Annotated in this window: 15 protein-coding genes and 2 pseudogenes; 8 read left to right on the top strand and 9 right to left on the bottom strand. The window is 69.6% G+C overall.

Annotated features, from left to right (window positions below; translation table 11 throughout):
- Positions 1-64 precede the first annotated feature (64 nt).
- Together CSW63_RS02080 and CSW63_RS02075 are read right to left on the bottom strand one after the other, a co-directional pair.
- A complete protein-coding gene (locus tag CSW63_RS02080) occupies positions 65-982 on the bottom strand; it encodes a WecB/TagA/CpsF family glycosyltransferase (protein ID WP_062099457.1) in 918 nt (305 codons plus the stop codon).
- A gap of 102 nt (positions 983-1,084) precedes the next feature.
- A complete protein-coding gene (locus CSW63_RS02075; protein WP_062099458.1) occupies positions 1,085-2,083 on the bottom strand; it encodes an NADPH:quinone oxidoreductase family protein in 999 nt (332 codons plus the stop codon).
- Positions 2,084-2,153: 70 nt separating this feature from the next.
- Here CSW63_RS02075 and CSW63_RS02070 point away from each other — a divergent pair, with 70 nt between their 5' ends.
- Together CSW63_RS02070 and CSW63_RS24050 are read left to right on the top strand one after the other, a co-directional pair.
- Positions 2,154-3,032 carry an isoaspartyl peptidase/L-asparaginase family protein gene (locus tag CSW63_RS02070; RefSeq protein ID WP_062099459.1) on the top strand — a complete coding sequence of 293 codons (879 nt, stop codon included), beginning with the start codon at positions 2,154-2,156 and terminating at the stop codon, positions 3,030-3,032.
- 146 nt (positions 3,033-3,178) lie between these two features.
- Positions 3,179-3,355: pseudogene (locus CSW63_RS24050) on the top strand (hypothetical protein); the annotation flags it as partial.
- Here CSW63_RS24050 and CSW63_RS02065 read toward each other — a convergent pair.
- Positions 3,347-3,560 (bottom strand): annotated as a pseudogene (locus CSW63_RS02065) (hypothetical protein); the annotation flags it as partial. The pseudogenes CSW63_RS24050 and CSW63_RS02065 sit on opposite strands and share 9 nt — an antisense overlap.
- A 346-nt stretch (positions 3,561-3,906) precedes the next feature.
- Here CSW63_RS02065 and CSW63_RS02055 point away from each other — a divergent pair.
- On the top strand, positions 3,907-5,154 hold the full coding sequence (locus CSW63_RS02055) for an FAD-binding oxidoreductase (protein ID WP_062099582.1): 1,248 nt from the start codon (positions 3,907-3,909) through the stop codon (positions 5,152-5,154).
- 80 nt (positions 5,155-5,234) lie between these two features.
- On the opposite strand, the gene CSW63_RS02050 is transcribed toward CSW63_RS02055, so the two are convergent.
- From CSW63_RS02050 to CSW63_RS02030, 5 genes are all read right to left on the bottom strand, one after another.
- The gene (locus tag CSW63_RS02050) at positions 5,235-5,576 is read right to left on the bottom strand and encodes an endonuclease domain-containing protein (protein ID WP_099502916.1); all 342 of its coding nucleotides are present in this window, start codon (positions 5,574-5,576) and stop codon (positions 5,235-5,237) included.
- Between the two features lie 154 nt (positions 5,577-5,730).
- Positions 5,731-6,015, bottom strand: a complete 285-nt coding sequence (locus CSW63_RS02045; RefSeq protein ID WP_062098007.1) for a hypothetical protein — start codon at positions 6,013-6,015, stop codon at positions 5,731-5,733.
- A gap of 62 nt (positions 6,016-6,077) precedes the next feature.
- Positions 6,078-7,808, bottom strand: coding sequence for a heparinase II/III family protein (locus CSW63_RS02040; RefSeq protein WP_062098005.1), 1,731 nt, complete (start codon positions 7,806-7,808; stop codon positions 6,078-6,080).
- A 9-nt stretch (positions 7,809-7,817) separates the two neighbouring features.
- Positions 7,818-8,477: a ribulose-phosphate 3-epimerase gene (gene rpe / locus CSW63_RS02035; RefSeq protein ID WP_062098002.1), complete on the bottom strand. Its 660-nt coding sequence runs from the start codon at positions 8,475-8,477 to the stop codon at positions 7,818-7,820.
- A 75-nt stretch (positions 8,478-8,552) separates the two neighbouring features.
- Entirely contained in the window at positions 8,553-9,848 is a 1,296-nt protein-coding gene (locus CSW63_RS02030) for an RsmB/NOP family class I SAM-dependent RNA methyltransferase (RefSeq protein WP_062098000.1), read from the bottom strand.
- Positions 9,849-9,963: 115 nt separating this feature from the next.
- Between CSW63_RS02030 and CSW63_RS02025 the strand changes: the two genes are divergently transcribed.
- The 5 genes from CSW63_RS02025 (at position 9,964) to CSW63_RS02005 (ending at position 17,624) form a co-directional block, all read left to right on the top strand.
- Complete coding sequence (locus tag CSW63_RS02025; RefSeq protein ID WP_099502918.1) at positions 9,964-10,188, top strand: DUF1674 domain-containing protein; 225 nt, start codon at positions 9,964-9,966, stop codon at positions 10,186-10,188.
- Positions 10,189-10,435: 247 nt separating this feature from the next.
- Positions 10,436-13,093, top strand: a complete 2,658-nt coding sequence (locus CSW63_RS02020) for a glycosyl hydrolase 115 family protein (protein WP_246842039.1) — start codon at positions 10,436-10,438, stop codon at positions 13,091-13,093.
- A 102-nt stretch (positions 13,094-13,195) separates the two neighbouring features.
- Positions 13,196-14,893, top strand: coding sequence for a gamma-glutamyltransferase (ggt, locus tag CSW63_RS02015; protein WP_062097602.1), 1,698 nt, complete (start codon positions 13,196-13,198; stop codon positions 14,891-14,893).
- A gap of 267 nt (positions 14,894-15,160) precedes the next feature.
- Positions 15,161-16,750 carry a bifunctional phosphoribosylaminoimidazolecarboxamide formyltransferase/IMP cyclohydrolase gene (gene purH / locus CSW63_RS02010; protein WP_062097579.1) on the top strand — a complete coding sequence of 530 codons (1,590 nt, stop codon included), beginning with the start codon at positions 15,161-15,163 and terminating at the stop codon, positions 16,748-16,750.
- A gap of 121 nt (positions 16,751-16,871) precedes the next feature.
- Positions 16,872-17,624 carry a dienelactone hydrolase family protein gene (locus CSW63_RS02005; protein WP_062097578.1) on the top strand — a complete coding sequence of 251 codons (753 nt, stop codon included), beginning with the start codon at positions 16,872-16,874 and terminating at the stop codon, positions 17,622-17,624.
- On the opposite strand, the gene CSW63_RS02000 is transcribed toward CSW63_RS02005, so the two are convergent.
- Positions 17,607-18,806, bottom strand: coding sequence for a DUF418 domain-containing protein (locus tag CSW63_RS02000; RefSeq protein ID WP_062097577.1), 1,200 nt, complete (start codon positions 18,804-18,806; stop codon positions 17,607-17,609). The genes CSW63_RS02005 and CSW63_RS02000 overlap by 18 nt on opposite strands.
- Between the last annotated feature and the right edge of the window lie 77 nt (positions 18,807-18,883).

The following is an 18,883-nucleotide window of genomic DNA, read 5'->3' as shown; positions in this document are numbered from 1 at the left end:
AGGGATTGGCTAGAGGCCTTCCGCGACGGGGCGCGGTTTTCGGGGCTGAAATCCGGCCGGTCGGCTAGGGCGCGACCTCGTTGCGGCCGCGGATCTGCTCCCAGCGCGCCTTGTCCCTCGCCCGCGACGACGTCTCGCCGCGCTGCGACAGCGCCCGGGCCACATCGCCGACGGCCGGACCGATCAGCGACCACGGCTCGACGCAGTAGCGGAAGAACAGCCGCTTCGGATCGGCCGTCAGGCGGAACAGCCATTCCAGGCCCAGCGGGCCCATCCAGCGCGGCGCGGCCTTCTGGACGCCGGCCTCGTAGTCGAAGGCCCCGCCAACGGTGAAGGTCGCCGCCGGGCCGTAGGCCTTGTGGTTCTCCAGCGTCCAGATTTCCTGGCGCGGCATGCCCATGCCGACCAGCACGATGTCCGGCGCATAGTCGCGGATCCTGGCGAGCACGGCCTCGTTCTCGGCCGAACCCGAGGCGGCGTCGAAATAGCCGTGATGCGTCTCGATGCGGGCGTTCGGCCAGTCCTGGCGGATGCGCTCGACAGCCTTTTCGCCGACGCCGGGCGCGCCGCCGACGAAGAAGACCTTCCAATTCTTCCGGACAGCCAGGGCCCAGAACGCGTCGCGCCAGTCCAGATAGGTGCAACGGTGAAAGCGCCGGCTGGCGCGGCCGACCAGACGCGCCCAGAAGATCAGCGGCGTCGAGTCGACCTCGATCAGGTCGGCGGCCTTGTAGAACTCGCCGATCCGGGGGTCTTGGCCGATCAGGTAGAGGCTGTGCAGGTTGTGGTTGGCGACGATGGCGCTCTGGCCCGCCTCCAGCTTGCCGGAGACGAAGTGGAAGACCTCCTCCGGACGCACCAGGTCCACGGTCCCGCCGAGCACCCGCACGCGCTCTTCGGGACGGCGCGCAAGCCGGTAGGGACGGCGCGGCGCGGCCGGGGCGGCCTCGTTGAAGCCGCTCTGCTCCTGGGGAACAAACATCTCCGCAGAGTCTCCTCGTCTTGGAGACATTCTGCGGAGAGAGCCTGTTTCCTTCGCTAAGAAGGATGCTTAGCGCGCTTTAACCACGCCGTGGCGCCGCCGTTAGTCGACGGTGATGACCACCTTGCCCATCGCCTTGCGGCTGGACAGGTGCGCGATCGCCTCGCCGGCGCGGGCCAGCGGGAAGCGCTCGGAGACGTACGGACGAATCTTGCCGGCGGCGTAGAGGTCCATCAGTTCCTTGAGGTTCTGGGCGTGGCCCTTGGGGTCGCGCGCCACCGCCGCGCCCCAGAACACGCCGACAATGTCGCACGACTTCAGGAGCGTGAGGTTCAGCGGGATTTTCGGAATGCCCGACGGGAAGCCGATCACCAGGAAGCGGCCGTTCCAGCCCGCCGCGCGGATCGTGGCCTCCGAATAGTCGCCGCCGACCGCGTCATAGGCCACGTCCCAGCCGTCCGGACCGCAGGCGCCCTTGATCAGATTGGCCAGTTCCTTCTGGCCGTCCTTGTCGAACGGGCCGCGCGGATAGACGACGCCGCTGTCGGCCCCGTGCTTGATGGCCAGATCGACCTTCTCCTGGCTGGAGGCCGCGGCGATCACCTTGGCGCCCATGGCCTTGCCCAGCTCGACCGCGGCCAGACCAACGCCCCCCGCCGCGCCCAGCACGAGCAGGGTCTCGCCGGCCTTCAGCACGCCGCGATCCTTCAGGGCGTAGTACGAGGTGCCGTAGGTCAGGACGAAGGCGGCGGCCTCGTCGAAGGGCATGTTGTCGGGGATAGGGGTGCAGCGGCCCTCTTCCAGGGCCAGCTTCTCGGCGTAGCCGCCCCAGCCGGTCGAGGCCAGCACGCGGTCGCCGACCTTGAAGCGGGTCACGCCTTCGCCGACCGCCGAGATCACGCCCGACACCTCGCCGCCCGGCGCGAACGGGCGCGTCGGCTTGAACTGGTACTTATCCTCGATGATCAGGACGTCGGGATAGTTGACCCCGCAGGCCTTCACGTCGATCAGCACCTGGCCCGCGCCGGCGACGGGATCGGGCAGCTCTTCCAGCACCAGGGTCTCGGGACCGCCGACTTCCTTGCTGAGCACCGCCTTCATGATCGCCTCTCCCACATTTCTTAGCTAAGAGGCCGGACGCTAGCGCGGGACGCCGAGCCAAGGAAGCAGAATGTCAAACAAACGTTTTAGCCTCGCCCTGCACGGCGGCGCCGGGGCCAAGCGCGGCCACGACTACGGCGTCGAGATCGCCCATATGCGCGGCCTTGTCGAAGCCGCCCGCGACCGTCTGGCCGCCGGCGCCGGCGCACTCGACGTCGCGGTCGAGACCGTGGTCGGTCTCGAGGCCAGCGGCCTCTACATCGCCGGCAAGGGCGCCTCGCCCAACGCCGACGGCGAATACGAGCTCGACGCCAGCCTGATGGACGGCCCCACCCTGCGCGCCGGTTCGGTCGCCGCCCTGCAAGGCTTCAAGAGCCCGATCCTGGCCGCCCGCGCGGTGATGGAGGACACCCCGCACGTCATGCTGGCCGGCCAGGGCGCCATCGACTTCGCGCGCGAGCAGGGCCTGGAAACGGTCGAGGACCCCGAGACCTGGTTCACCCGCGCCGGCGCCTTCGAGGACAATCACCCGCCCGATGCGCTGCCCACCGGCACGGTCGGCTGCGTGGTCCGCGACGCCCAGGGACGCCTGGCGGCCGCCACCTCCACCGCCGGGGTGTTCGGCAAACGGCCCGGCCGGGTGGGCGACAGCCCCATCATCGGCGCCGGAGCCTGGGCCGACGGCCACGCCGCCGTCTCCTGCACCGGCCAGGGCGAATACTTCATCCGCGCCGCCGTCGCCGCCCAGATCGCCCACCGCGTCCGCTTCGGCGGCCAGCCGCTGGACGTCGCCGCCAAGGCCGCCATCGACAGCGTCGCCGAGCTTGGCGGTCATGGCGGACTGATCGCCGTGGATCGCGACGGCGCCATCGCCATGCCGTTCGTCTCCAGCGGCCTAAAGCGCGCCGCCCTGCTGCCGGATGGGACGATCGTCAGCGCGGCGTTCTGAGGGTGCGGATCCTTCCGCCCCCTCCGGGGGCGGACGACCGCGAAGCGGTCAGGTGGGGGCCTTCGGCGTCGGCGGGCCCTTTCCCTGACTGGCCCCCTCCGCGCCTTCGGCGCTCCTCCCCCGGAGGGGGAAGAAGGTTTCGCGCGCGCGTTTCATCCGCTTCACGCGATCCCTCGCTGAAGGTCTGGAAAGGGACGCGGAGCGCCGGACATTCGTCCGGAGTTCTGTTGTGTTGTTACCGTTTCGACGAAGCCGACGCTCCGCGCAGCCGTTATCCGCCAGCGTCCCGGGAAGGTGGCCCTGTTCAGGCCTTGTCGGGACCCGGGCGCTTCCGTTTCCGGCAGCGCCCGGTGATCGAAGAGGGACGAACCCTTTCCCTCGACCACGCCGACGGCGGGCGGGCCTGACCAGCATCAGGTCCCCGGACCGTCCGAGTAACCCCCTCGAACCTGTCCCCGCTCGACCGCCCCCCGCCGCCGCAAATGGTCGCTGGCCATGCGCCCTTTCCTCGCGACGAGGTGAGATCAGTATGGGGCGAGTTCTCCGGCCGGGGATAAGTTGGCGCGTAAAAGTGGCAAGGCTCTGATTTCATTGGCTTCCGCATCGCCAATTCCGAGCGTTCACGGCCTCCGAATCTCCTCTCCCGGAGGGAGAGGGTGGCCGCGAAGCGGTCGGGTGAGGGGTTTCAAAGCCGCCGCCCTGCCGGCGCTCCGGTCGAGGCCGTACCCCCTCTCCCCCGCCCTCTCCCCATGGGAGAGGGGGCAAGGCGCCCAATCGTCGCGCATTCGGCGCCGGGCTTTCCTCGCGCGGCGCTTTTCGCTCCGCAGCGGGGCGCTGTGCGGCGATACCGGAACATCGGAAGACGGGGCGGGACATGATCGATCGGCGGGGGTTTCTGAATCTGACGGCGGCCGGGCTGGCGGGGGCGACGGGGGCTCGAGCCCAGCCAACCGCAAGGCCGACGCCCAAGCCCAAAGCCGGCGCGCCCGACGTGGCGGTGGTCGGGGCCGGGGTGTTCGGGGCGTTCACGGCGCTGTCCCTGCGCGAGCGGGGCCTGTCGGTGCTGGCGCTCGACCAATACGGCCCGGCCAGTCCTCGCGCCTCGTCCTCGGGCGAGACCCGCTCGATCCGCGCCGGCTATGGCGACCAGGGCTTCTATTCGGCCTGGTCGATGCAGGCCCTGGCGATGTGGAAGGCGCGCGAGGCCGATTTCGGCCGTCAGCTCCTGTTTCCCAACGCGCGCCTGGAACTGGCCCAGCGCTGGACCCCGGGCATGACCGCCCAGAAGGCGATCTTCGAGCGCCTGAACCTGCCCTATGAGGTGGCCGACCGCGAGGCGCTGCGCCGCCGCTATCCGCAGATGGCCTTTGACGACGTCGAATTCGCCTTCGTCGAGACCGCCGCCAGCGCCGCGGTGATCAAGGCGCGCGAGGCGGTGCTGGCCACCATGGACGTCTTCGCCCGCAAGGGCGGGGCCTTCCGCTACGCCCGCGCGGTTCCCGGCCGCGCCGAGGGCCGGCGCCTGACCCACCTGGCCCTCGACGGCGGCGAGAGCCTCGCCGCCGGCCATTTCGTCTTCGCCTGCGGACCGTGGGCGGGGAAGCTCTTTCCAGAGCTGGCCAAGCCGCGCGTGTCGGTCTGGCGCAGCGAATACTTCTATTTCGGCCCGCCGGCGGGGGATGACCGCTTCTCGTGGCCGAACCAGCCGGCCTGGCACGACCACATCCTGGGCGGCTACGGCTTCGGCAGCCTGGAGCGGGGCCTGAAATACTCGCCCGACGCCGGCGGCCGCGTCACCCAGGACCCGGACGCCGCCGAGCGCCTGCCGACCGACTATCTGCTGAAAAAGGGCCGCGACTACATGGCCCGCCGCTTTCCGGATATGCGCGACGCCCCCGTCATGGAGGCCCGCGTCTGCCAGGTCGACAACACCGCAAACAGCCACTTCGTCATCGACCGCCACCCCGACTACGACAATGTCTGGCTGGTCTTCGGCGGCGGCGGCCACGGTTTCAAGCACGGCCCGATGGTGGGCGAATACGTGGCCGACCGCCTGCTGGGCAAGCCGGCCGATCCGGAGACCGCGCGGGTGTTCAGCCTGGCGGGGCATGGGGCGGGCTAGGGGGCGGCGATTCACAATCCCTCTCTCTGGAGAGAGGGAGGGGCCCATCCCGACGCGCGTCGGGATGGGAGGGTGAGAGGCTACAGCCTGCCCGAACGCAACACCGACAGGATCTCGTCCGCCGTCCCGCCGGGGTCCGCCAGCACCCGCTCATTCCGAAAGCGCAGCACGAGATAGCCGAAGAGCGCCAGAGTCTCGGTGCGGCGGTCATCATAGTCCTCGCGCCCCTCATGAGCGGGGCCGTCGAGCTCCACAATCACCTTGGCGGACTCGCAAACGAAGTCCGCGAAGTAGCGGTCGATCGGATGCTGGCGCAGGAAGCGAAAGCCACCGAGGCGGCGGTTGCGGACGAGGGTCCACAGCGTCTTCTCGGCCAGAGTCTGGCTTCGGCGAAGGCGACGGGCGGTGGCGATCCTATCCATGGCCAGAGCTTGAGCGGGTGCAAGGTCGCGCTCAACGGAAGGAATCCTGGTTTTTCTGTAGGGCGGTGAAACCTCTCACCCTCCCACCGCTTCGCGGCGGGCCCCTCCCTCTCTCAAAGAGAGAGGGATCACGTTAAGCGCCTGGCCTTGTCCGCTAGCCCCCCGCCCTCGCCCTAACCGCCCGGAACACCATCGCTATCTCGATGTGGGTGTGCACGAACCCGCGCTCGAAGAGCACGGTCAGCAGGCGGTCATAGGCGTCGTCGTGGTCGCTCATGGCCACGCTGCCCGGCGTGCAGGCTTCCTGTTCGACCAGAGCCAGGGCCTCCGGCGCCTCGGCGCGCAGGGCGGTCAGGACCTCGTCGATCTCGTCGGCCGTGTAGTCCGGCGGCGCATGGGCGCGGCCGGGGTCGATCGGCGGGCGGCGGGAAAAGCCCACGGCGGCTTACTGCCCCAGAGCGTGACTTGCGCCGAAACCGGCTTCCACTTTCGGCGTCACGCTCACCCCTCGGCCCGCGTCAGTTTCCAGCGGATCTTGGCCCCGACCTCGGGGCGGACTTGGCTTTTCAGCACGATCTGGCCGGCCTTGCGGGCTAGGCCGTGGTCGAAGTGAGCGCTGGGGGCGATCTCGACGTCGACGGCGTCGTTGCGCAGCCACCAGCCGATATTGCCGGGTCCCCGGATCAGCACGCTCTTGCCGTCACGGGCGATCGAGGCGCGGGCCTCGGGGTGCAGGTGGAAGCGGACGGCGAAGGGCAGGTAGCGGCGCGGGCCTTCGGCGGCCTTGGGGTCGAGGGCCACGGGCGAGAGGCTGTCCTCGCCGCGCAGCTCGTCATGGACCGCGTCGAGGAACAGGCGGCGGGCGTGGGTCAGGCCCAGATGTCGCCAGCCGTCATGGAGGATGTCCAGCCACACGCCCCCGACGTCGTCGTGGCGCTTGGCTTCGACCTTGGCCGCGCCGTCGACCAGCCAGGCCCCCAGGGCCTTGGCGCGGAAGCCCGACAGCGGCCGGCCGGCCGAACCGTCGCCGACGCAGACGGTGGAGGCCGCGTCCGACAGGCGAAAGGCGTGGGCGCCGGCGGCCTCGGGGCTCCAGCCGCAGCTGGTGATCAGGCGGTCCTTGGCGCACACGATCTCCAGCGCCGCCGGCTGGGCGCAGGCGTTGACGCTAAAGGGGCCGACCGGGGGCGGGCCGCAGTCGGCGATGACCTCGATGCTGCCGCCGATCATCTTGTGATAGCCGCTGTGCGGGGCGGCGTTCAGGGCGCGGGGGCCGGCGTCGTCATGAGCCAGGGCGGCGGCGATACGGGCCGGGCCGATGGACTCGCCGCCGTGGAAGGCCGCCAGGTGCCCGTCGCCGAGGGTGAAGAAGCGCGCGGCGCTGGACAGCCGATCGATGGCCCGCGACAGGGCCTCGGGGCTGGGCCGGCCGCGCTGACCCAGGGCGTCGTCGAGGGTCAGCAGGTCGAACAACAGCTCGACCCCCGCCTCGGGGCTGCGGGTGGCGTGGCCGCCGTCGCCCAGCACCATGGCGTCCAGGTGCTGGGCCAGGCCCTTCAACGCGCCGTCGATCAGCTGCTCGCCCGGCTTGCCGGCCAGGACGCAGCCGGCGAGGCCTGCGGCGGCGGCGCGCTCGAGGGCGCGTTCGGGGCTGCGCTTGATCTCCAGCAGGTGCCGGCCCTGGCGGGCCAGGTCAAAGACCAGATCGGCGACCTCGGCGTCGCTGGCCTCGGCGGCCAGGGTCTTGGCGGCGCAGGCCAGGTGATGGACCCGCCGCTCCAGGCACTCGGCGCTCCAGGAGAAGGCGTTCCACTTGCCGAACACCCGCCGCCAGTCGTCGATCAGCCGCAGGGCCCGGCGCGCGCCGTCGGGGCCGGCCGCGACGAGGTCGGGCAGCCAGTCGAAGCGGTGCAGGCTGACGGCGAAGCGGCGCGAGGGGCTGGCGGTGTCGAACGGGTCGCCGTCCGGGCCCAGGCGCAGCAGGCCGCCGTCCAGGGCCAGGACGCCGGACAGGATCTTCTGGCCACGGGCCGGATCGACCGGGCGGGGATCGTGCGGACGGGCGGCCAGGCCCTCGGGCCGGGGCAGGGAGAGCTTCAGCCTGTGGGGGCCCGAGCCGAACCACTCGCGTTCGACGTGGCGGGCGGTCTCGGCGCGGATCGCCTTCCACAGCACGCCGCCCCGCGGAAGCGCGGGGAGAGCCAGGCCGAGGACGGGGGGCTTGCCGGCCATCGCGATCCGTCAGCCGCCCTTGAGCGCGCGGATGTTGTCCGCATAGGCGGCGGGACCGCCCTTGAACACCGCCGAGCCGGCGACGAGGGCCGTGGCCCCGGCGGCCACGCATTGCGGGGCGGTGACCGGCGTCACGCCGCCGTCGACCTCGATGATGATGGGCAGGCCGGCCTTGTCGACCAGCTTGCGCAGGGCCTCGACCTTGCGCAGCTGGCCCGGAATGAAGCTCTGGCCGCCAAAGCCCGGGTTCACCGACATGACCAGCAGGAGGTCGACGTCCTCGAGGATCCACTCGACGTGGTCGATGCCCGTCGACGGATTGAACACCACGCCCGCCTTGGCCCCCAGCTCGCGGATCCGCTTCAACGAGCGGTGCAGGTGCGGGCCGGCCTCGGGGTGGATGCTGATGATGTCGGCCCCGGCGGCGCGGAAGGCCTCCAGATACGGATCGGCCGGGCTGATCATCAGGTGCACGTCGAACGGGATCTTGGCGTGCGGCCGGATGGCTTTGACGATGTCGGGACCCAGCGTGATGTTGGGCACGAAGTGGCCGTCCATCACGTCGACATGCACCCAGTCGGCGCCGGCCGCCTCGATGGCGGCGACTTCCTCGCCCAGCTTGGCGAAGTCGGAGGCAAGGATGGAGGGGGCGATGATCGGCGCGGTCATGGCCCTGGCTTAACCGCGTCGCGCCGGTCTGTCATCTCTGCTTGGCTGGATCCCGGCTTTCGCCGGGATGACAGCTTACGCCGTCACTTTGCGAAACCGCGCGGCGAAGAAGCCGTCCTGGCCGTCGGCGCGGTGATGCGGCAGCAGGCGCAGGGTCCCGCGCGGGGTCAGGCTGGCCTCCGGGAAACCGGCCAACGGCGCCTCGGCGGCGGTGATCGGCTCCAGCACGACGTCCTTGCGGCGGGCCAGGAACGCCTCGACCTGGGCCTCGCCCTCTTCGGGCTCCAGCGAACAGACGCAGTAGACGAGGCGGCCGCCGGGCTTGAGGCGGCCGGCGGCCGCGTCGAGAATGCGGGCCTGGACATTGGCCAGGCTGGCCACGTCGCCCGGCCGCGCGGCCCACAGCACGTCAGGATGGCGGCGGAAGGTGCCGGTGGCGCTGCAGGGCGCGTCCAGCAGGATGGCGTCGAAGGTCCGCGCATCATCCCAGACGGCCGCGTCAGCGACGACGATTTCGGCCGACAGGCCGGTGCGGGCCAGGTTCTCCGACAGGCGCTTGAGGCGCGCAGCCGAGCGGTCCAGGGCCACGACCTGCGCGCCGGCGGCGGCCAGTTGCAGGGTCTTGCCGCCGGGCGCGGCGCAGAGGTCGAGCACGCTCTGGCCCGGCTGGACGTCCAGCAGGCGGGCGGGCACGGCGGCGGCGGCGTCCTGCACCCACCAGGTCCCGTCCTCGAAACCCGGCCAGGCGGCCACATCGCCCTTGCGGCGCAGGCGCAGGGTGCCGCCGGACAGGGCCTCGGCCTCCAGCGCCTCGATGAGCGGGGCCAGATCGGCGCCGGGCTTGGCCGACAGGTCGGTGGCGGGCTCCAGGGCGATCTGGCCGGCGATCTGGCGGGCGGTGGCCTCGCCGAACGCCGACACCCAGCGCGCGTACAGCCACGGCGGCGCCAGGACACTGGGATCATCCGTCGGCGGCGCATCGCGCAGCAGGCCGCGCAGCACGGCGTTGACCAGGCCCTTGAACGGCCGGCTCGTCTTGTTGGCGCCGGCCAGCTCCACCGAGGTGGCTACGGCGGCGAAGGCGGGCACTTCAAGATAGAAGGCCTGCGCCGCGCCCAGGCGCAGCAGGTGCATCACCCGATCGGGCGGCGCCTTCTGCAGGCGAGCCGTCAGGGCGCGGTCGATGGGGCCAAGGTGGCGCAGCACGGCCATGGCCAGCGCCCGCGCGAACGCGCGCTCGCGCGGCTCCAGGAAACGGAAACCGTTGGCCGACGCGGCTTCGTCGAGGCCGCCGCGACGCGACAGGGCCGCGTCGATCAGGGTAAGCGCGGCTTCCCGGGCGGGGAGGCCGTCGTTGAGTTCTTGAGTCACCGCCTCGCCGTGCCTCGGGACGCGCCCGGACGCAAGTCTATTGTCGCCCAGCGCTATGGACGGCGATGATTGCCGACGGCCAGGATCGCTCTATATCGACGGACAAGGAGCCGCCATGACCGACACCCCCACCCCTCCGACGGACCCCGCGCCCGAGGTTCCCGGCGCCGCCCCCGGAAAGGCCCTGACCCCCGCCGCCCGCCGCGCGCTGGAGGAAGCCGCCGCCCGCCGCGCCGCCGAGGCGGCCTTGGCCCTGCCGCCGGAAGAGGGCGGCCGCGACGGCCCCGAGCCCACGCGCTTCGGCGACTGGGAGAAAAAAGGCGTCGCCGTCGACTTCTGAGCGCGAACTCATCTGACCAACCAGGACGTTCCGGTCGGGGCGGACAAGGCTCTGTTATTGATGGATAATGTAAGATTCCGCCTGGGGCGCGAGCGGAAATGATTGCGGTAACATCTCGGCTGTGCTGACCTGTGGCCTGACCAGTTTACAATCTGGTGCGGTCATGTCGTCGGTCCCCATGCGTCCAGCCCAAGGGCCTGGACGGGTCCTCGACCCTGCCCGAAACCAGGATGCCGGGGAGAAGCGCGTGGTGATTGGGTTTGAGACGGCCGGCCGCGTCAGCGGTCCGTGGCGGGCATGGCGTCGCCTTTCCTGGGTCCAGACCCGCCACGCGGCCGGCCTCGCCCTGACGCTGATTGTGACGATGGTCGCCTCGGCGGCCATGGCCTGCGTCGCGCCCGTCGATGTCTGCGCCACCAAGCGTTCGGGCGGCTTCACGCTGATCGAGGGCGGCGTCCCCGCCGATGTGTATGTCGACGCTGAGGCTGACCCGGCGGTGCGCCATGCGGCTGCGAGCCTGCGCGAGGACCTTGGGCGGGTCAGCAGACGGCCTGCGGCCGCGCTGGCGACGCTAGCCGATGCGCGAGGGCCGACGATCATTCTGGGCCAACTGGGCAAGAGCCCGACGATCGACGCGCTGGTGCAAAGCGGCAAGCTCCAGCTCCAGGATTTGGCGGGACAGTGGGAGGGCTACCGCCAGGTGGTCGTCGAGCGGCCGACCCCTGCGATCCAGCGCGCCCTCGTCATCGTCGGCTCCGACCGGCGGGGCGCCGTCTTCGGGGCCTATGACCTGTCGGAGCGGATGGGCGTGTCGCCCTGGGTCTGGTGGGCCGACGTGCCGGTCACGCAGCGTTCGGCGCTGTATCTGGGCGCCGGCGCGCGCGCCGATCATCCGCGCGTCAAGTATCGCGGCTTCTTCATCAATGATGAGGACCCGGCGTTCAGCGGCTGGGCGAAAGCCAAGTTCGGCGGGATCAACGCCAAGGCCTATGCGCACGTCTTCGAACTGATGCTGAGGCTGAAGGCCAACTACCTCTGGCCCGCCATGTGGGCGCCCAAGGCGTTCAATGACGACGATCCGGACAACAAGGTGCTCGCCGACGCGATGGGCGTGGTGATGGGCAGCTCCCACCACGAGCCCATGACCCGGGCGCAGGACGAATGGCACCGCAACAAGGACAAGGGCGTCACCGGCGGCCGCTGGGACTACGCCACCAACGCCGAAAACCTGCGGACGTTCTGGCGCGGCGGCGTCGAGCGGATGATGTCCAAGGGCGATGGCGTCGGTTACGAGAGCCTGATCACCGTCGGCATGCGCGGCGACGGCGACGAACCGATGGCCGAGGGGGCGGCCACCGAACTGCTCGAAACGATCGTCCGCGACCAGCGCGCGATCATCGCCGACGTCACCGGCAAGCCGCCGGAGAAAACCCCGCAGGTCTGGGCGCTCTATAAGGAAGTGCTCGACTACTACGACCACGGCATGCGCGTGCCCGACGACGTGACCCTGCTGTTCGCCGATGACAACTGGGGCCAGATCCGCCGGCTGCCGGTGGCGGGCAAGGACCGCCTGGATCGCGCCGGCGGCTACGGCGTCTACTACCACTTCGACTATGTCGGGGCGCCCCGGAACTACAAGTGGATCAACACCAACCAGGTCGCCAAGGTCTGGCAGCAGATGGATCTGGCCTATCAGCGCGGGGCCAAAAACCTCTGGATCGTCAATGTCGGCGACATCAAGCCGATGGAATATCCGCTGTCGTTCTTCATGCGCATGGCGTGGAATCCGGAGGCGATGACGCCCGAAGCGCTCGAGACCTTCCCCCGTCGCTGGGCCGGCGAAACCTTCGGTCCCGAACTTGGTCCGGAGATCGGGCGGATCCTGGCGACCTACGGAACCTACGCCGCCCGCCGTAAGCCCGAACTGATCGATCCGGACACCTTCCGGCTCGGCGAAGGCGCTGGCGCGGTGCTGGACGGCGGCGAGTTCGGAGCCCTGGTCGAGGCCTGGCGGGCGCTTGTCCGCGCCGTCGAGGACACCAAGACGAGGGTTCGTCCCGACCAGCAGGACGCCTACTTCCAACTGGTCGAGCATCCGGTTCTGGCGCTCTCCAACCTCTATGAGATGTACTACGCCACGGCGTGGAACCGTCGGCTGGCCGCCCGCAACGATGCGCGCGCCAACTATTTCGCCGATATCGTCGAAGCGACCTTCCGGCGCGACGCGGAGCTGACCGCGCAATATCACGCGCTGGGTGGCGGCAAGTGGGCCGGGATGATGAACCAGGTCCACATGAACTACGTCATCTGGAACGACCCCACCGAACAGACCATGCCCAGCGTCGTCCGGGTCGCCGCCGACACGCCGCCGGAGAAGCTGGCGGCCAAGGTGGTCTTCGCGCGCCCGGCGGCGGTTCGACGCGATTATGCGATCCCGGCGACGGCTTACGCCAGCGCCTCACAGGGGGCGGGATTGGCTTGGAAGACGATCACTGACCTTGGTCGCAACAAGGCGGTGATCGCCTGGCCGCAGGGGCGTCCCGCCACCGGCGTTCAGGACAAGATGTGGCTCGGCTTCGACGTCTCCGCCGCAAGCGCCGGTCCGGCGCGGGTGGCGGTGCGGATCGCCCCAACGCTGGACACCCAGGGCGGCGAAGCTGTCCGACTGGGCGTTTCTCTTGACGACGGTGAGGTCCGGATCCTGACCGCGCATTTGTCCGCGACCGGGGGCGGGGCCGTCACGCCGGGGCAGAAGGCCTGGTACAAGGCCGTGATCGACAATGGCGTGACGCTGGACCACACGTTCGCCGATGTCGCCGCCGGCCGCCATAAGCTCAAGGTCTGGCGCATCGACGACAACGTGATCCTGGAGGGCGTCAGCTTCGAAGCCGCAGCGCCGAACTGAGGCCAGCCCGTCCAGGCGCCCCGCCACCGTTCGCCTTCTTCATGACCGTTGTCCGCGCCCGCCAATCGGTTAGCGTGGGCGGACGACGTCGTGGAGGCCGCCTTGCGCCTGTTTGCTCACCTCGCCGCCGCCTTTTCGGCGGCGCTTCTTTTGGTCTCGCCCAGCGTCGAAGCCAAGCCCAGGTCCGCTGCGGCGGCGGTCCGGGCTCTGGAGGCCGGCGCCGTGGCCTCCCCGGACCAGTATGGCGCGCTGGCGGCGGAGGAGGTGCTCAGGGCCGGCGGCAACGCCGTCGATGCTGCGGTGGCCACCGGCTTCGCCCTGGCCGTGACCTATCCCGAGGCCGGCAATCTGGGCGGCGGCGGGTTCATGACCGTCTATATGGACGGCAAGCCCTACTTCCTCGACTACCGCGAGACCGCGCCGGCGGCGGCGAAGGCCGACATGTATCTGGGCGCGGACGGCGAGCCGGTCGAGGGGCTGTCACTGTATGGCGGCCTGGCGGCGGGCGTGCCCGGCACGGTGCGGGGCATGGCCATGGCCCATCAGCGGTTCGGCAAGCTGCCCTGGGCGCGGGTTCTGGCGCCGGCCATCCGCTATGCGCGCGAGGGCTTCGTCGTAAACCCGCATCTGGCGGATGTGCTGCTCCGCGAACGCCCTCTGGAGCTGCCCCAGTCCAACTTCCGGGCCTATTTCCCGCCGCACAAGGCCGGAACCGTGTTCAAGCAGCCAGAACTGGCCGCCACCCTGGAGCACATCGCGCGGGGCGGCGACAAGGCCTTCTATACGGGCGCGACCGCCGACCTAATCGTCGCTCAGATGGCCCGGGGACCGGTCAAGGGACTGATCACCAAGGCCGACCTTGCGGATTACAAGGCGGTCTGGCGCGCGCCGCTGGTCGCTCGGTGGCGCGGCTATGACGTGATCACCGCGCCGCCGCCCAGCTCGGGCGGCATCGCCCTGATGCAGCTGCTCCTGATGAAGCAGGACCTGGCGCCGCGCTTCCAGGGCGTGCCCCTGAACGATCCGCAGTACGTCCACCTGCTGGCCGAGATCGAAAAGCGCGTCTATGCCGACCGCGCCGAGTATCTGGGCGATCCGGATTTCGTGAAGGTTCCGGTGTCGAACCTGATCGATCCGGCCTATGTGGCGCGGCGCGCCAAGGAGGTCGATCCCGACAAGCCGTCGCCGACCAAGGCCGTCCAGCCGGGCCTCGAGAAACCCCAGACCACCCACTATTCGATCGTCGACAAGTGGGGGAACGCGGTCTCCAACACCTACACCCTGAACGGCTCGTTCGGCTCGGGCGTGGTGGTCGAGGGCGCGGGATTTATCCTCAACAACGAGATGGACGACTTCTCGGTCAAGCCGGGGACGCCCAACATGTTCGGCGTGGTCGGTGGGTCGGCCAACGCCATCGCGCCCGGCAAGCGGCCCCTCTCCTCGATGACGCCGACCATCCTGACCAAGGACGGCCGTGTGGCCATGGTGATCGGCACGCCGGGCGGCTCGCGAATCTTCGCCTGGGTCTTTCAGGTGCTGGCCAATGTCTATGACCACGGTCTTAGCCTGAAGGCCGCCCAGGCCGCGCCGCGCTATCACCACCAGCTCTTGCCTGAGAACGTGATCTTCTACGAACGCTCGGGCCCGCCCTCGACCGCCCTGAAGGCGGCGCTGGAGGCGCGCGGCTACAGCTGGACCGAGAGCTTCAGCGGCGATGTCGAGGCGATCCAGGTGTTGGGCCGAACCCCCCTTCCCGAGCCCGATCCCCGCGCGCGGGGCGTGGGGGTTGTGGTGAAATAGGCGCGCCTGCGGATCCCTTGGCGCCGGAAAGCCTGGCGACCGGCCGCCGCAATTGACTCCGCCGCCCGCCCCCGTATTTTCCGCCGCGTTCGCGTGACTGGCGCTAGTGATGGGGAACCATCGGGGAGCGCGGACCGCGCGCCTTTCATTAGAAAGGCGCGTCTCTTGAGAGCTTGCGAGCGGACGCAAAACCGGCGTCCACTTTTGCTGCTCGCAAGCCGCCGCGCGCCTGGGCTCCCTTTCTGAACCACACCAGAGGAGTCCGCCGTGCCCGCCGCCCCCGACTATCCGTCCGCCCCCGATCTCGTCGCCCCCAAGCGGGCCCTGCTGTCGGTCTCCGACAAGACCGGCCTGGTCGAAGCCGCCCAGACCCTGCGCGCCGCCGGCGTCGAGCTGGTCTCGACCGGCGGCACCAAGGCCGCGATCGCCGCAGCCGGCATCCCGGTCAAGGACGTCTCGGACCTGACCGGCTTCCCCGAGATGATGGACGGCCGCGTAAAGACCCTGCACCCCGTGGTGCATGGCGGGCTTCTCGGCGTCCGTGACGCGCCCGAACACGCGCAAGCCATGGCCGACCACGGCATCGGCGGCATCGATATCCTGTATGTGAACCTCTATCCGTTCGAGGCGACCGTCGCCAAGGGCGGCTCCTACGCCGAGTGCGTCGAGAACATCGACATCGGCGGCCCGGCCATGATCCGCTCGGCGGCCAAGAACCATGGCTATGTCGCCGTCTGCACCGATCCGACCGACCTCGCCGAGGTGCTGCAGGCCCTCAAGGCCGGCGGGACGACGCTCGCCCTGCGCCAGACCCTGGCGGCCCGCGCCTATGCCCGCACGGCGGCCTATGACGCCGCCATCTCGGCCTGGTTCGCAGCTGCGCTCGGCCAGGACTTCCCGGCTCGCAAGAGCATCGCCGGCGAGCTTCGTCAGACCATGCGCTATGGCGAGAACCCGCACCAGAAGGCGGCCTTCTATACCTTCCCCAACCCGCGTCCGGGCGTGGCCACGGCCACCCAGTTGCAGGGCAAGGAACTGAGCTACAACAATATCAACGACACCGACGCGGCCTTCGAGCTGATCGCCGAGTTCGACCCGGCCCAGGGCCCGGCCGTGGCGATCATCAAGCACGCCAATCCCTGCGGCGTGGCGGTCGGCGCCACTCAGCGCGAGGCCTATGAGCGGGCCCTGGCCTGCGACCCGACCTCGGCCTTCGGGGGCATCGTGGCGGTCAACTCGCGCCTGACCCGCGAGGCGGCCGAAGCCATGGTAGAGATCTTCACCGAGGTGGTGATCGCTCCCGAGGCCGACGACGACGCCGTGGCCGTCTTCGCCGCCAAGAAAAACCTGCGGCTCCTGGTCACCGGCGGCCTGCCCGACCCGCTGTCCACCGGCGACACCTTCAAGAGCGTGGCCGGCGGCTTCCTGGTGCAATCGCGTGACGACGCGCGGATCAAGGCCAGCGACCTGAAGATCGTCACGAAGCGCGAGCCGACCGAGGAAGAAATCCGCGACATGCTGTTCGCCTTCACGGTGGGCAAGCACGTGAAGTCCAACGCCATCGTCTACGCCCGCGCGGGCCAGACCCTGGGGGTTGGGGCCGGTCAGATGAACCGTAAGGACTCGGCCCGCATCGCGGCGTTGCGCGCGGCCGATTTCGGCCTGGACCTGAAGGGCTGCGCCTGCGCCTCGGAAGCCTTCTTCCCGTTCGCGGACGGTCTCATCCAGGCGGCGGAAGCGGGGGCCACGGCGATCATCCAGCCGGGCGGCTCGATGCGCGATCCGGAGGTCATCGAGGCCGCCGACAAGCTGGGCCTTACAATGGCCTTCACCGGCGTGCGAGTGTTCCGCCACTAGAGCAGCGTGCGGAAAAGTGGGAACCGGTTTTCCGTAAAAACGATGCGAAAACAGAAAGCTAGAGCGAGATGTGCGATTCATGGATCGCGCATTTCGCTCTAGACGATCCGATGAGGGACTGATGGACAGCGCCGCCTGGGGGGAAAAGGTCGCCAAGCACTCGCGGGTGTTCAAGCCTGCGGGGCCCGGCCCCTTCCCGGTGGCGCTGATCCTGCACGGCTGCGGCGGCAAGACGCCGTTCCTGGAGGACTATGCCCGCGTCGCCGTGCAGGCCGGCTGGGCGGCGGTCGTCGTCGACTCGCTCAAGCCGCGCGGCATGTCGACGCTCGACGCCAAGCTGTTCGTCTGCACCGGCGTGGCGCTGCACGGCCTCAGGCGCGCAGCCGACATCTTCGCCATGCTGACCTGGCTGGAAACGCAAGGCTGGGCCGACGCCAGTCGCGTCTTCCTGGCGGGCTGGAGCCACGGCGGCTGGACGATCATGGACAGCTACGCCGTGGGCAAAAGCGCCGCCCGGGGAACGACCCTGGTCGACGCCGACCCCGCCAAGCTTCGCGAAAGGGTCAAGGGGACGCTGCTGGTCTATCCCTATGCCGGCTATGGCTCGCTGACCGCCTCGCGCGGCTGGGGCGAAGGCGCGCCGCCGGTCTGGTCAGTCCTGGCCGGCAAGGATCAGGTCGTTGGCTGGAAGGCCCCGGCCAAGGCGCTGGACCGGCTGACGGCCGACGGCCTCAGCGTGGATCGCGTCTTCCATGCCGACGCCACCCACGCCTTCGACGACAACCGCGCCAATGATCCCCGCGCCCGTTACCGCCCGGACCTCTTCCAGGCGGTGCAGGGCTATTTCGCCGGAGCGCTAGGCCGCTGCCTCTAGCTTGGGTCGCCGCAGCGGCGTCGGGCCGCGATACAGGCGCCGCCACAGCCATTCCAGCGGCCCCATCTCAAAACGGTCCATCCACCAGCGCGACCACAGAATCTGGACGATCCAGATTCCGACGGTGATGGCCGCCAGCCCCGGCCGGTCGATCTCGCCATGCAGGTTCAGACCGCGTCCGCCATAGAAGATGGCGGTCATGATCAGCGACTGAGCCAGATAGTTGGTGAAGGCCATCTGCCCCACCGGCGCCAGGGCCTTCGGGATCGCGCTCCAGAATCCTTTCGAGCGCGAGGCGAAGACCATCAGGCTGACATAGGCCAGGGTGGTCAGCGGCGCGGTGGCCATCTGGACGGTCAGGCCCACCATGCTCATCGGACGCGGAAGTCCCCGGACGATGAACTGAAAGAACACGAACCCGACCCCGGCCAGGGCCAGCAGGCCGATGACCAGCAGGATCACATAGGTCCGTGTCCGCGCCTCGCCGGTGAACAGCCCCAGCTTGAAGCACGCCAGGCCGATCATCATCAGGCTGGCGGTCATCATGAAGATGATCGGCTCGTTGGGCAGCAGGGTCAGGCGGTCCTTGGCGTTCTGGACCAGCGACTGCAGGAAGGTCCCGCTGTACTGGATCTCGGCCAGACCGGCCTTGGCGATCTGAGCGCTTTCGCCGGCGCCCAGCTCGGCGCTGGGCGGGGCCAGCATCATCGCCACGGCCCCGGCGGTCATCAGCAGCGAGAACACCACCCAGATGCTGACGCCGGTCCACAGCAGCCGCTTGGGACTCCAGGACCGCGCGAACATCACCGCGAAGCCGGCCAGGGCGTAGCTGAGCAGCACGTCGCCGTACCAGATGGCGAAGCCGTGCAGCACGCCGAACAGGACCATCCAGGACAGGCGCTTGCGCAGCGTCGCGCCGCGTTCCTTGTCGGCCCGTTCGCCGCCGACCAGGAAGATCGACACGCCGAACAGCATCGAGAACAGCGTCACGAACTTTCGCTGGAACAACCATTGGGTGACGAACCAGACGCCGAGCGTCTCCGGGCCTGTGCCGTGCGGCCAGGACTTCACCGCCTCGGCGACCCCCGGCGGCACGGCGAAGTCCGGCGCGTTGCACAGCAAAATCCCGAGAACGCCGAGACCCCGCAAGGAATCGAGCAGTACGATGCGGTCCTTGGTCATGAGCTCCCCCTCGGGAGAACCCTGCCTTGTTCCGCGTCGGCCGACAACCGCAACGCGGGAAGATCCTGTCAGGCCCT

This window comes from Caulobacter sp. FWC26, assembly GCF_002742645.2.
Lineage (GTDB): Bacteria > Pseudomonadota > Alphaproteobacteria > Caulobacterales > Caulobacteraceae > Caulobacter.
Note: the sequence above shows the minus strand (reverse complement) of the source record. Positions and strands in the feature narration are given on the sequence as shown.

Coding starts and splice junctions, on each gene's coding strand:
- CSW63_RS02080 (WP_062099457.1), bottom strand. CDS start 982: ATGTTTGTTCCCCAGGAGCAGAGCGGCTTCAACGAGGCCGCCCCGGCC.
- CSW63_RS02075 (WP_062099458.1), bottom strand. CDS start 2,083: ATGAAGGCGGTGCTCAGCAAGGAAGTCGGCGGTCCCGAGACCCTGGTG.
- CSW63_RS02070 (WP_062099459.1), top strand. CDS start 2,154: ATGTCAAACAAACGTTTTAGCCTCGCCCTGCACGGCGGCGCCGGGGCC.
- CSW63_RS02055 (WP_062099582.1), top strand. CDS start 3,907: ATGATCGATCGGCGGGGGTTTCTGAATCTGACGGCGGCCGGGCTGGCG.
- CSW63_RS02050 (WP_099502916.1), bottom strand. CDS start 5,576: ATGGATAGGATCGCCACCGCCCGTCGCCTTCGCCGAAGCCAGACTCTG.
- CSW63_RS02040 (WP_062098005.1), bottom strand. CDS start 7,808: ATGGCCGGCAAGCCCCCCGTCCTCGGCCTGGCTCTCCCCGCGCTTCCG.
- rpe (WP_062098002.1), bottom strand. CDS start 8,477: ATGACCGCGCCGATCATCGCCCCCTCCATCCTTGCCTCCGACTTCGCC.
- CSW63_RS02025 (WP_099502918.1), top strand. CDS start 9,964: ATGACCGACACCCCCACCCCTCCGACGGACCCCGCGCCCGAGGTTCCC.
- CSW63_RS02005 (WP_062097578.1), top strand. CDS start 16,872: ATGGACAGCGCCGCCTGGGGGGAAAAGGTCGCCAAGCACTCGCGGGTG.
- CSW63_RS02000 (WP_062097577.1), bottom strand. CDS start 18,806: ATGACCAAGGACCGCATCGTACTGCTCGATTCCTTGCGGGGTCTCGGC.